A 12,909-nucleotide genomic window follows, 5' to 3' on the forward strand; every position below is an offset into this window, starting at 1 on the left:
CAAATTTTGGCATTAAAAAACGCGACTCATGGTCGCGTTTTTTGTTTCTTGCTTACCAGCGTAATTACTCGCTATCGTTCCAAGTATCACGCAAACCAACCGTTTGGTTGAACACGAGTTTACCTTCTTGGCTATCTTTGCTATCAGCACAAAAGTAACCAATACGCTCGAACTGATAAGCCATAGTTGACTCAGCCGTTGCTAAGCTCGGCTCAACATAGCCATGCTTCACGATCAACGATTCAGGATTCAATGTACTGAAAAAATCGTCTTCAGCACCTGGGTTTGGCACTTGGAACAAACGGTCGTATAAACGAAACTCACAAGGTAGCGCATGAGCGGCTGCAACCCAATGAATCACACCTTTCACTTTACGGCCATCTGCTGGGTCTTGACCTAGGGTTTCTGGGTCGTAAGTACAGTAAATAGTAGTGATATTACCTTCTGCGTCCTTCTCAACGCGCTCAGCTTTAATCACATAAGCGTTACGTAGACGAACTTCTTTGCCCAGCACCAAACGCTTGTACTTCTTGTTCGCTTCTTCGCGGAAATCTTCACGCTCAATTAGAATTTCACGTGCGAATGGCACTTGGCGAGTACCCATGCTCTCATCGTTAGGATGATTCGGCGCATTGAGTTGCTCTTCATGAGTTTCTGGATAGTTTTCGATGACTAAGCGAACCGGATCGATAACCGCCATCGCACGTGGTGCATGTTGGTTTAGTTCATCACGAATACAGGCTTCGAGCATACTCATCTCAACTTGGTTATCCATTTTGGTAACCCCGATGCGATGACAAAACTCGCGAATTGAACCTGGTGTATAGCCACGACGGCGCATACCCGCAATGGTTGGCATACGCGGATCATCCCAACCGCTTACTTTGCCCTCTTCCACCAGCAAGTTCAGCTTACGCTTACTCATAACAGTGAACTGAAGATTTAAGCGCGAGAACTCAATCTGCTGTGGATGACAATCAATGCTAATGTTGTCCAAAACCCAGTCGTACAAGCGACGGTTGTCTTGAAATTCCAACGTACATAATGAATGCGTAATGCCCTCAATAGCATCCGAAATACAGTGGGTGAAATCGTACATTGGATACACACACCACTTATCACCGGTTTGATGATGATGAGCAAAGCGTACACGATAAATCACTGGATCGCGCATACACATAAATGGCGAGCTCATATCAATTTTAGCGCGCAAGCAAACTTCGCCTTCTTGATATTTACCGGCTGTCATGTCCGCAAAAATCTTCAAATTTTCTTCAACAGTTGTATCGCGGTACGGGCTGTTAGTACCTGGTTCTTTTAAGGTGCCGCGCATTTCACGCATTTGCTCTTGCGATGAAAAATCACAGTACGCTAAGCCTTTTTCAATAAGCTCCACCGCGTAGCCATGCAAACGCTCAAAATAATCGGAGGAATAACGTGGTTTGCCTTCCCAAGTATAACCAAGCCATTGCACGTCTTCTTGAATCGAGTTCACGTAATCCACTTTTTCCTTCAATGGATTCGTATCATCAAAGCGCAAATTACAGCTGCCTTTATAGTCTTCCGCAATGCCGAAGTTCAGCACAATCGACTTAGCGTGACCAATATGGAGAAAGCCATTGGGTTCAGGTGGAAAGCGCGTGTGAACGCTCTGGTGCTTTCCTGAAGCCAGATCTTGGTCGATAATTTGGCGGATAAAATTACTACGAGGCGCGTTTGCTGCCATATCTGCGGCCATGAATTACTCTACTCCGATGCTAATTCGAAAAAATGACCGTTATGATCGCAGTTTATCGACACCTGCGCAAGACCTATAGGTTCAGGTTAAAGAATCGATAGGCCTGTTTTACTTCAGCTTGAGCTTGCTCTAACGTGGTGATTTCGAACCGCAAAGCTGTTCCTGCTGTTGCTTGCGCCAGCGCCATCCGTCCGGACCAGCTTACCACGCCGATTTTCGGATACCCGCCGAGCGTTTGGCAGTCGTTTAACATGACAATGGGCTGACCATCCGGTGGTATTTGAATCGCACCTAACGGCAATGGTTCGGAAATAATTTGTGGTTGTGTCCACGCTATCGGCTGGTTCGCTTGCAAGCGAATTCCCATACGATCTTGCTTGGCTGTAACCTGCATGTTTTGCTGCACCAAACTTTGCTGTGCGTGTTGCTCAAACTGCGCATATTGAGCCATCGGAATCATTGGAATCCGTAATTCGGTTGTGCTCGAAACTCTTGGAATTAAATCATGCTGAGGGCGACGAAAAGGCACGACCTGAGCCGACTCGAATGAGCCAGCATGAAGTTCATCACCGCTCTGTAATGGCTTGCCGTCACCATGCAGCCCTCCTAATCCATCTCTTGTTACCGTTGCAATAGAGCCAAAGACTGGCCTCGCAGTGAAACCTCCCGCTACCGCGAGATAACTGCGTAACCCGCGTTCCGGCGCATCAATACGAACTCGTTCGCCAGCGTTAACGCGAAACACCTCCCAAGTTGGAATCGGCTGTTGACTCTTCGTAACGGTCACCGGCGCACCACAGACCACCCAATAGCTTGTTTTTAGCGCTGTGACACTTAACCCACCGAGTGTCACTTCCAATTGCGCAGCTGTGGCGGTATTGCCGAGCAGCTTATTGGCCCACAAAAACGCGCGCTCATCGATTGGCCCACCGCGAGTGATACCTTGGGATAAATGACCAAACCTTCCCCAATCTTGCAGCGTTGTCAGCAAGCCCGGTTGATCGATACGAAGCGCCGGATAACTCGTCATGATGACGCTCCCGATTCGAGTGCAAGAAAACGCTGCATCGTCACCGGAATGAATCGCACGTGGTCACCCGCTTTCAGTCGCAAACCTGATTGCTCGTTCCAACCTGCCACGCGACCGATAATATTCCAGCCTCCCGGAGAGGTTCTCGGATAAATAGCGGTTTGTTGGTTAGCCACTGCAACACTCCCCGCTGGCACCTTTGTACGTGGCGTATCAAGTCGCGCCACTTGCAACGCTTCTGGAACATCGCCCAAATACGCAAACCCCGGAGCAAAGCCAATAGTATAAACATGGTAGGTTTCTTCGCTATGGCGTTGAATAACTTCATCTATGCTGAGCCCAGTAACATGACTGACACGTTCAATATCGGGCCCAAACTCGGGGTCGTAGCACACAAAGTACTCGTGAACCGTGGCTTTCTTATTCGTAAGTTTCTGATGTTGCAGTTGTTCAAGTTGGCTTTGCAGGAACTGTTGCACTTGCGCATATGTGGTACGTTGAATGTCGTACACAACCAGCAGTGTGTGATAGGCGGCAACCGCATCGCTCAACCATGTTGGTTGCGCCGCAATAACCATTTCACGCAGCACATGAACCTGTTGATTGATGTGTTTATCAACTACGGCTTCAAACACGACCATAGCCGCATCAACACCAGCGATTTCAATAGAAGCTTTCACGTTAACTGTCACTCAAAGCCTGACGAATGGCGACAACAGTTGCTATAGATTCGGCATTATCACCGTGCACACAGAGTGTTTGGGGTTGCAGAAGTATATGTGAGCCATCGCTCGCAATAATAGGTTCGCCGGAGGCAAACGCTTTTGCCTGAGCGAGAATCTTGGCACGATCGGTAAACACCGCATCGCTATATTGACGAGAACGTAATGAACCATCGGGTTCGTAGCATCTATCAGCAAACGCTTCGAAACAAAGTTCTACCTGACACTCGTCGGCAATACGCTGTTGTGTGGCGTTATTTGCTGTGGCCAACGTTAATAAGTACAGTGGCGGATGCTCGGGGTGACTGTGATTTTGCTCTGCAATAACGCGGCACACTACTTCAAAGAGTTCTTGATCGCGTTGCATGTCGTTATACAGTGCACCGTGCGGTTTCACGTAACTTATTTGTGCGCCAGCTTGTAAGCATAACGCACGCATCGCTCCAATCTGGTAATGCAAAATGGCTTTCAGTTCTGTTGGGGGAAAGTGTAACGTGCGACGACCAAACCCAGCCAAATCTGGATAAGCTGGGTGCGCACCAATTTCGACTTGATGCTCAATTGCTAACTGAATGGTTTGCGCCATGATTGCTGGGCCCCCGGCATGAAAACCACAAGCAATGTTAGCCATATCAATGTGCGGCATAACGGCAGCATCATCGCCCATGGTCCAGGCCGCAAAACTTTCTCCCATATCACAATTAAGTTTAATCATGACTGTTTATCAACCGAATCCTCTGACTTATCTTTGTTTGCGCCACGCGCTCCGGCGAATCGCGCATAACTGTAAGCAAATAAATAAACCCCAACACCGACACTTGAGATAAATAAAGGAGCAAGCGTTAATCCGCCAATTTGATGGGCGCCATACACGGCGGCAGCACCAGTTAAGCCCAGAGTCGTCAGTGATGCCGCAACCAAGGTGATAGGCTCGAGCCACTTGAGTAAAACTGTGCCGCCCAGCAAATTCACCAATGCCCCCAGAATAATTCCCCAAGCAATTGGCACACCAAGTTTGTACCAACCCAGTTGCCAATCGATAATGGCTGCCCACAATTGCTGTTCGCTGGCATTATAAAACATTAGGCCAACAAGACCCGCTAAAATAACTAACCGTGTAGTTAACGACATAATTCTTCCCTACGTTTGTGGGTCTAAATAAGTAGCCAAGACAAAATGGCAATAATGATGGCAATAATCGGTACCCACAAAATTGGGGATTGGTACCATTTTAAAACAGGTTGTTGATACGGTGCTGAGGTTTTTTCTGGCGCCGGTTCAGGACGTTTTTGACGTAGTAACCACACTGCCCCCACAACCAATAACACCACGCCTAATTGACGGTAACTTGAAGCCGCTTCGTTTGCAGGAGCTAATACGGCGAGTAAAATACCAAGAACCATAATCGCCAGCGCACTAATTCGTGTTGTCGTTGTTGTTTTCATAAGCTTATTTTTGCCCTTTTTGTTTTTCTTTTCGCCACGCTATTAAAAACCATATCCAGCCGACTACTTGCATAACCACACCAACAATAATGGTGCTTATGGCTTGCTCCCAAATACCACTTAACATGGTCGCAAAACCAATAACCGCTAAGATGAGTGGGTATATCATCACAATCTCCTTGTTAGGAATAGACACCTTACTGAAATCTTCAGCGTCGCGAAAGACTTCAGGCATTATATTCGACTATTGTCGGGGCGAGTGCCATACTGCTTTCACTAACTTTGACGATGAGGCAGCTATGACCCGAGCCGCACAGGAAACCCAACTCGAAACATGCGAGTCAGAGCATTTGCAGCATGATGCAAGTATCTATGCATCAGTACAGCGACAATTAACGCCATATCTAACGGTTCACCGTATTTTGCCACAACGAGCAATTCGGATGATCGGTCCATGGTGCTTCCTTGATCATTTCGGCCCTGTTGCTCCAGCGAATTATCGCCAATTTGATGTGCCGCCTCACCCACATATTGGCCTACAAACCATTACTTGGTTGCTATCGGGTCAACTTCTACATCAAGACAGTTTAGGCTATGAACAACCATTACGTGGCGGACAATTGAATTTAATGACCGCCGGCCGTGGAATTACTCATGCTGAGGTTGCTGACCATGACCCGAATCAGCCATTACATGGACTACAACTATGGCGAGCACTGCCGCCGGAGCACGAACAAACAGAACCGCGCTTCGACCATTATCAACAGGTGCCTAAATTTAGCCTTGGCGATTGCACCGCAACGCTGATTTGCGGAACTTACGCCACCGAACAGCGACGCTGGAATAGCCCGGCACTAAGCTTTAGCCCCAGTCTTGCCATGCTGTTGAATACCCCCCGTACAACCGCCGTTGAATTGCACTTAGAGCGTGATTTTGAATATGGAATTTATGTTGTAGGCGGCCAAATAGAAACGCTTGATAAAACGATTCGAGCACACCAATTGCTTAGCTTGGGTAGCAATCATCACCACCTTATTTTGGAGTTAGGGGCAGACACAGAAGTATTGTTGTTAGGCGGTGAAGCATTTGAACAACCAGTCAAAATGTGGTGGAATTTTGTTAGTGCCTCACAGCAGCGCGTTGAACAAGCCCAAAAAGATTGGGATGCGGGTCATGAGCGGTTTGGAAGAGTTGCTCATTACCAAACGAAAAAAGGTAACTAATGGGAATTGTCAGTTTCGTCAGTAGGATCACCCGCCGCTTAGGTTTGTGGTTTCTTGCCGCAGGAATAACACTTGCGGTTATGTTCACCGCAGTGTTGATTTATAAACTCACCGTGTTTGAACCAGAGCCTCCGGTCGCTGCTAACTGTCAATCGTTACAGCTCATAACAACCGCTGACACAGCTGCAGAGATTCATGTTTATGATTGTCAGCGCGGCAATTCAGGAAACAGCTGGCAAGGGTTTGAAGTTTGGTTATTTGAGCCCAGCGCCAATGATTGGCTGCGAATTGCAACTGCAGAACAAGGTCCTTGTTTAACAGTTGCCTGGCAGCGCAACGGCGAGTTAGCTATTCACCATGGCCACAGTCGTGGCGCACTAAATATTGCGAAGGCTTCGGTGATTTACGATGACGCTAATGGCCGACCAGCGACCATTAGCGTCACGACAGAACGCGAAGAAAAAGAGTGTCCTCTATAACTAACTAAGCCAATTAACCGAGCTTCATCACCCACTTTAATGGCAAACGCTTCATCAAAAAACCGATAAATGCCCATGGCCAAGTCGGCACATACGCCTGTACGGGCTCTTTCTCTATCGCTTTTACAAGCAAACGGCAGCCGGTTTCGGTATCAATCATAAATGGGGTGTTCTTCACCTTCTCATTGATTTCTGAACGAATATATCCGGGTAATATGGCACTCACTTTAATTGGCGAGCGTGATTTAATTAAATCAGCACGAATGCCCTCGGTTAACGCCAATAAGCCGGCTTTTGTCGCCGCGTAAACCGTCATAGCTCGTGGCATTCCGCGTAGTGCGCTAATTGAACTAATGGTCACCAAATGCCCGCTATTTTGTTCACGGAAGATTTCAAGTGCAGCCTCACATTGCGCTAATGCCGCCACAAAGTTGGTTTGTGCCGTTTGCACGTTGGCGTAAAAATACCCAGTACCCAGCGATGCGCCTTTGCCCATTCCAGCATTCACAATCACCCGATCGATACTGCCAAACTCTTCCTTAAACGCTTTAAATACAGCAAACACATCGTCGTGCTGATTCACGTCTAGCGCTTTAACGCTGACTTTAATTTCGGGGTAACGCTGCTCTAACTCTTGCTTCAACGCCTCAAGGCGCTCAGTACGACGCGCACATAATGCTAGGTTACGACCATGTTTGGCGAATTCTCGAGCCATCCCCTCGCCTAAACCAGAACTTGCGCCGGTTATCAGAATTGTTTTGCGCATGAATTATCCTTATTTGATTAGTTTACGGGCTCGCCAATGCAGATAATGCACTAAGAACCAGAAATTTTTAAACGCCGGGTTGCGGGTTTGTTTGTGGTGGTAGCGGAAGTAAATTTGCTGCGCGATCACACTTAAACGAAATAACCCAAACACCTCATAGAACCGAAAATCTTTGACGTCGACGCCCATCTTGTCGCAGTAGTATTCAATGACCTGTTGGCGCGTCAACATGCCTGGCAAGTGCGTTGGCTGACGTCGGGTTGAACGTGCAATACGGTCATCATCCGCTTGAATCCAATAGGCAAGGCTATTCCCTAAATCCATTAGAGGATTACCTAAAGTCGCCAATTCCCAGTCGAGCACGCCAATGATCTTGGTTGGATCATCGATATCCAGCACAAGATTATCGAAGCGAAAATCATTATGGGTCATACAAATGGTTTCATGTTTCGGCATATTCGCTGCCAACCATTGCATCAACTTTTTACCCGACGGGACATTCCATGTTTTCGCTTTTTTGTAACGCTCACTCCAACCGAGAACTTGGCGTTCGGTATAGCCTGCGCCCTTGGCTAAATCACTTAAGCCCGCCGCTTCAATATCCACTTGATGCAGCTCAATTAGTACATCCAAGGCGTTCAAGCATAGCTGACGGGTTTGCGCCTCGCTTAACTGCAGTTCGCGCGGCATGTTTTTACGCGGGATAATTCCAGCGACCCGATCCATTACATAGAACTCGTCGCCAATAACGCGAGTATCGTCGGTATACACCCGCATTTCCGGAACATAGGGGAATACCGGTTTCAACGCTTTTTGTAGTCGATACTCGCGGCCCATATCGTGTGCTGATTTAGCCTTTGTGCCTGCTGGTGGCCGACGCAAAATGAGATCTGCATTATCGAACTGAAGTCGATAGGTCCAGTTCGAAGCTCCGCCACTATATTGAGTTACGTGCATTGGTCCAGAAAGCTCTGGTAACTGCTCTCGTAACCAATCACTCAATGGTTGCTCTGGTAGTTCTTCGCCTGCGCGAACGGAGGTTGCTTTATCTTCTAGCTTGTTATCGGTCACTTAAGCCTCCCGATACTTGGCGAGCTCAACTTTCGCGATGGTGGTACGATGCACCGCGTCAGGGCCATCAGCAATACGCAATGCGCGCGCCATCGCAAACAACGCCGTAAGTGGCGTGTCGTGACTCATACCTGCGCCGCCGTATATCTGAATAGCTTCATCGACAACCTGTTGTAAGACGTTTGGTGCTGCCACTTTAATGGCTGAAATCTCAGCAAGTGCTTTCATGGCGCCAACTTGATCAATTTTCCACGCCGCATAGAAGGTTAATAAGCGGGCCTGATCAATGGCGATACGCATATCAGCAACACGCTCGAGATTGCCATTCAATTGCAACAACGGCTTGCCAAAACCAATACGTTCTTGCCCGCGACGAATAAACAACTGCAACGCTTTCTCAGCAGCACCTAAAGCGCGCATACAGTGGTGAATGCGTCCTGGTCCCAATCGCCCCTGCGCAATTTTAAAGCCATCACCAAGCTGACCAATCACGTTTGCCTTTGGTACGCGAACATTTTCAAATAGAACTTCGCCATGCCCGTACGGCGCATCATACTCACCAAACGCTGGCAACATACGTTCAACGGTCACACCATCAGAATCAAGCGGCACCAACACCATTGAGTGACGTTGATGCTTCGGCGCATCCGGATTGGTTAAGCCCATCACTATGGCAAACTTAGCATGCGGATGACCGAGTCCAGTTGACCACCACTTGCGCCCGTTAATAACGACTTCATCGCCATCTGCAACAATACTCGCCTGCATATTGGTGGCATCGGAGGAAGCCACATCAGGTTCGGTCATACAAAATACTGAGCGGATTTCACCGTTTAATAGAGGCGTTAACCACTGTTTTTTCTGGGCATCGTTGCCGAAGTGATAAAGCACTTCCATATTGCCTGTGTCCGGCGCATTGCAATTAAAAACTTCAGGTGCAAGTAAGCTATGGCCCATGACCTCTGCCAACGGCGCGTATTCTAATGTGGTCAACCCAGCACCCAACTCGGCATCGGGTAAAAATAGATTCCACAGTCCGGCTTGTTTGGCTTTCGCTTTTAACTCTTCAACAATAGGAGCAACTTGCCAGTGCCGCCAATTCGCATCAGGGTTCAAGCGGCGATTTTCTTTATGATAATTCGCTTCAATCGGTTCAATGTGTTCTTGCATGAACGCGATCAAGCGTTTGCGATAATTGAGAGTCTTTTCACTTGGCGTAAAATCCATAGGGTTGCCCTGCTGATTTAGAAATAAATTATTATTTAAACGACTGTTTGAATGATTGTAGTGAGTCGGCGAGAAAATAAAAGTGTTTATATCGTGTTTAATGATCGTTGTGCCGTAGCTGGCAGTCGCTCAGCTAAGAAATCAATAAATACACGTACTGCCGGTAATAATCCGCGGCGATAGGGATAAACCATATGCATAATGCCAATCGGTAATGACCAATCTGGCAATACAGGTTCCAGTAATCCGTCTTGTAACGCTTGCTCACAGAGGTAATTTGGTAATGAGACGATACCCAAGCCTTCAATTGCAGCCTCACGTAACACGATCATATCGTCAGTAATGAGTCGTGGACGAAAGCTCACGGTTAGTTTTTCACTGGTTTTTGACGTGAGGTCATAGCGATACCGACCACTGGTGTAATGTAAACTCAGGTGCGGATAATGAACAAGATCGAGCGGATGTCGCAATGGTTTATCGACACGAGCAACGTCGCCGCGATTGGGGCTGCGATACAACGTACCCGGCGAATCAGCAAGCGGACGTGCTATGAGTGACGAGTCTTCAATAAATGGACGTACACGCAAGGCCACATCAATGCCTTCATCAATAAGATTTACTGGCCGATTGGTTACCATTAAATTAATACGCACCTCGGGATAAAGCGCCATGAATTCCGGAAGCAATGTGACCAACATGCTTTGGCTAATGGCATAAGGCGAACTCACGTGAATCTCGCCCCTCGGTGTTTCTTGTACCATTTGTGTGACTTGCTGCGCAGCTTCTGCCGCTGCGACAAGCGTTTCACAATGCACGAGAAAAGCTTGTCCGATATCGGTGAGCTTTAAACCACGCGTGCTGCGATGAAGCAAACGGACACCTTGCTCGTCTTCAAGTTCTGTTAGGCGCCGGCTTACCGTCGATTTCGGCATATTGAGTTCGCGCGCTCCTGCACTGATGCTGCCTGCAGCAACAACTCGCGCAAAAATAAGGTAATTCGTTAAGTCAGGAATCGCCATAGCAGTTAATCCTCTCACGCTATTAACCTTCGTTCCATTTTTGGAACACTTATTCCCAATATAACCATCTACCGCCATAAATGGAACATATTTAAACTTACTTCATTGAGTAATAAACCACAGCGCACATTTAATTGAGAGGTTTCTATGAAAATTTTGCATATTGATTCTGGTATCTTTGTTGAACAATCCGTTAGCCGTAAAATTAGTCGCGACATCGTTGCGCATCTGACCAAACAACAACAAGCCGATGTCATCCATCGTGATTTGGTTGTAAATCCGGTACCACATCTTGACGCCGAAACACTGTTAGCGAGCGAAAATCCGCTGAGCGATGAGTTGATTGCTGAAGTTCAAGCTGCTGAGGTTTTAGTCATCGGCGCACCAATGTACAACTTCACTATTCCAACGCAATTGAAAGCATGGCTCGACCGCGTACTCAAGGCAGGCGTTACGTTTAAATATACCGAGCAAGGCCCTCAAGGATTATTAAAAGGTAAAACTGCTTACATCGCATCAGGTCGAGGCGGTATCTACAGCAAAGGTGATGCGGCAGCGCTTGATCATCAAGAAAGCTACTTACGCAATGCGCTGGCATTCATCGGCATCACCGATGTTCATGTAATTCGTGCAGAAGGCGTTAATTTGGGTGATGAGCCTCGTCAGCAAGCGCTAGCTGCTGCTGAAGAAGCAGTAGCAGAACTATAAGCTCGGCTTTTAAACGCGGTTTTACGACCTCCCCCGATTGGTCGTGATTAGCGCACCATCTTTGGTGCGCTTTTTTTATTCACTATGCGCTAAGTATCGTAATAGCGCGGCTTGTCTCTCGACAGTTCCCTGTCGTAATGCCGACTCATAAAGTACGACAGAAGCTGAACACAATAGTTTTTCTTCCGTCTTATACTGCTCAGGTGTCCCCAACACTTCCGGATAGCGCGGATAATCACGCGCAATTGAATCCATCATATTCTGCACTAATACTTGGGTACTTCCCATTTTTACCCGATAATCTGGCTGCAAGTCGGTTTGCTCAATAACTTGTTCGATAGCGCGTTGATGCGCACTGTATAAATTGGTAGGTAGAACCGTCACTAAGGAGAGTGAGTTCTCAAACCAATGTGGATACAAATACTGCACACACTGCTGTGGATTGGTAAAGTTCAGAAAATTAAGGTTATCAACCACCGTTTGCCAATAGTTTACTAAGGCATTATCAGGGGCTTGCTGCAGATGTTCAGGCTGCCAAGTATTATGTAACTGCGGTATGGCATTACTTGCGGCAAAGCGATCACTCGAAACCACGTCATCAACAACGCGTGAAGCAATTAACTCTAACTGACCCGGATACCACATGCTTGCGCCATCGACGCCTACCGCCTGACGAATAAATTGTTCAGAGACACCATGTTGACGATAGATTCGCTTAAATTCATCGTTTAGTTGGGCCGGGTTATCAATTGATGATGATGGCAGTGATGCACTATGGAAACCAAGAATTCCGCGTTTGCTCAGGTAACGATTTTTGCCACCCATAAAGGCGAGTGTACAGGCACTAGAACATTCACTCGCCACATAGGTATCTAATTGTTGCTTCTGTATAAACTCGTACAGTTGCACCGCTTCGCTGACTCGTCCACCTTTTGAATTAAGATGGATGACCTCAACTGCAGGATACCTACCTACTACCTCTCGAACACTCGCTGTCGTTCCAAACGGTATAAATCCAATAAGCTCTAACTCCTTGCCTGCATTTAAAACTCGTAATTCGAAGGTGCCAACAGCATCGCCATTCGACATTAAATCAACACCTTCTTGAAACTGAGGTATACCAATTTCAGTGAAATCTAGTACAGCGCGAATTGCCGCAAGTACCACCATAATTTTGACAACATTGGCCCAAATTAGTCGACCACCTTCAGATGTATGATACTTCGCTGAACGCCAAATACCGACAAGCTGCCAAACTGTTAACGGTACGATGAGACTGCAAAGTACAACAAGAATACTGCCAAACAAACTTGAACTAACGGCAAAAGAACTTACGAATTGATTTGTCAGAGCGACAATAATAGATACAGCAACGGTTAACCCAACACCGACAATCCAGTACGCAAAACCGAGCGAGTAATCACCACGCCAGTGCTTTAGAATAATGTTCTTTAGGGCCATGAGCATAGCTTATGCGAGTT

The 12,909-nt window shown here is 47.2% G+C and carries 15 protein-coding genes; 3 read left to right on the forward strand and 12 right to left on the reverse strand.

Annotated elements, in window-relative coordinates; genetic code table 11:
- Positions 1-64 precede the first annotated feature (64 nt).
- The 7 genes from glnS to D3795_RS11485 form a co-directional block, all read right to left on the reverse strand.
- A complete protein-coding gene (gene glnS, locus D3795_RS04085) occupies positions 65-1,726 on the reverse strand; it encodes a glutamine--tRNA ligase (protein WP_156268952.1) in 1,662 nt (553 codons plus the stop codon).
- Between the two features lie 85 nt (positions 1,727-1,811).
- Positions 1,812-2,768 (reverse strand): 5-oxoprolinase subunit C family protein, encoded by a 957-nt coding sequence (locus tag D3795_RS04090; RefSeq protein ID WP_156266487.1) that lies wholly within the window; start codon positions 2,766-2,768, stop codon positions 1,812-1,814.
- The gene (locus D3795_RS04095) at positions 2,765-3,448 is read right to left on the reverse strand and encodes a 5-oxoprolinase subunit B family protein (protein ID WP_156266489.1); all 684 of its coding nucleotides are present in this window, start codon (positions 3,446-3,448) and stop codon (positions 2,765-2,767) included. The genes D3795_RS04090 and D3795_RS04095 overlap by 4 nt, the downstream gene beginning before the upstream one ends.
- A 1-nt stretch (position 3,449) precedes the next feature.
- A complete protein-coding gene (locus tag D3795_RS04100) occupies positions 3,450-4,205 on the reverse strand; it encodes a 5-oxoprolinase subunit PxpA (RefSeq protein ID WP_156266491.1) in 756 nt (251 codons plus the stop codon).
- Positions 4,202-4,621 carry a hypothetical protein gene (locus tag D3795_RS04105; RefSeq protein ID WP_216648967.1) on the reverse strand — a complete coding sequence of 140 codons (420 nt, stop codon included), beginning with the start codon at positions 4,619-4,621 and terminating at the stop codon, positions 4,202-4,204. Before D3795_RS04105 ends, D3795_RS04100 begins: the two co-directional genes overlap by 4 nt.
- Positions 4,622-4,644: 23 nt before the next feature.
- Positions 4,645-4,935 (reverse strand): hypothetical protein, encoded by a 291-nt coding sequence (locus D3795_RS04110; protein WP_156266493.1) that lies wholly within the window; start codon positions 4,933-4,935, stop codon positions 4,645-4,647.
- A 4-nt stretch (positions 4,936-4,939) separates the two neighbouring features.
- Positions 4,940-5,104, reverse strand: a complete 165-nt coding sequence (locus tag D3795_RS11485; RefSeq protein WP_173020986.1) for a hypothetical protein — start codon at positions 5,102-5,104, stop codon at positions 4,940-4,942.
- Between the two features lie 130 nt (positions 5,105-5,234).
- Here D3795_RS11485 and D3795_RS04115 point away from each other — a divergent pair, with 130 nt between their 5' ends.
- Complete coding sequence (locus D3795_RS04115) at positions 5,235-6,158, forward strand: pirin family protein (protein WP_173020987.1); 924 nt, start codon at positions 5,235-5,237, stop codon at positions 6,156-6,158.
- Positions 6,158-6,637 (forward strand): hypothetical protein, encoded by a 480-nt coding sequence (locus D3795_RS04120; RefSeq protein ID WP_156266497.1) that lies wholly within the window; start codon positions 6,158-6,160, stop codon positions 6,635-6,637. Before D3795_RS04115 ends, D3795_RS04120 begins: the two co-directional genes overlap by 1 nt.
- A gap of 13 nt (positions 6,638-6,650) precedes the next feature.
- Here the strand turns inward: D3795_RS04120 and D3795_RS04125 are convergent, their stop codons facing one another.
- From D3795_RS04125 to D3795_RS04140, 4 genes are all read right to left on the reverse strand, one after another.
- Positions 6,651-7,403 (reverse strand): SDR family oxidoreductase, encoded by a 753-nt coding sequence (locus tag D3795_RS04125; protein ID WP_156266499.1) that lies wholly within the window; start codon positions 7,401-7,403, stop codon positions 6,651-6,653.
- 9 nt (positions 7,404-7,412) lie between these two features.
- On the reverse strand, positions 7,413-8,474 hold the full coding sequence (locus tag D3795_RS04130; RefSeq protein WP_156266501.1) for a phosphotransferase family protein: 1,062 nt from the start codon (positions 8,472-8,474) through the stop codon (positions 7,413-7,415).
- Positions 8,475-9,701, reverse strand: a complete 1,227-nt coding sequence (locus D3795_RS04135) for an acyl-CoA dehydrogenase family protein (RefSeq protein WP_156266503.1) — start codon at positions 9,699-9,701, stop codon at positions 8,475-8,477. It lies immediately after the preceding gene.
- A gap of 86 nt (positions 9,702-9,787) precedes the next feature.
- Positions 9,788-10,720: a LysR family transcriptional regulator gene (locus tag D3795_RS04140; protein ID WP_156266505.1), complete on the reverse strand. Its 933-nt coding sequence runs from the start codon at positions 10,718-10,720 to the stop codon at positions 9,788-9,790.
- A 147-nt stretch (positions 10,721-10,867) separates the two neighbouring features.
- On the opposite strand from D3795_RS04140, the gene D3795_RS04145 reads away from it, so the two are divergent.
- Positions 10,868-11,428, forward strand: a complete 561-nt coding sequence (locus D3795_RS04145; RefSeq protein WP_156266507.1) for an FMN-dependent NADH-azoreductase — start codon at positions 10,868-10,870, stop codon at positions 11,426-11,428.
- 75 nt (positions 11,429-11,503) lie between these two features.
- Here the strand turns inward: D3795_RS04145 and D3795_RS04150 are convergent, their stop codons facing one another.
- Positions 11,504-12,889, reverse strand: coding sequence for a COG3904 family protein (locus D3795_RS04150; protein WP_156266509.1), 1,386 nt, complete (start codon positions 12,887-12,889; stop codon positions 11,504-11,506).
- Between the last annotated feature and the right edge of the window lie 20 nt (positions 12,890-12,909).

The organism is Pseudidiomarina andamanensis (assembly GCF_009734345.1).
Classification (GTDB): domain Bacteria; phylum Pseudomonadota; class Gammaproteobacteria; order Enterobacterales; family Alteromonadaceae; genus Pseudidiomarina; species Pseudidiomarina andamanensis.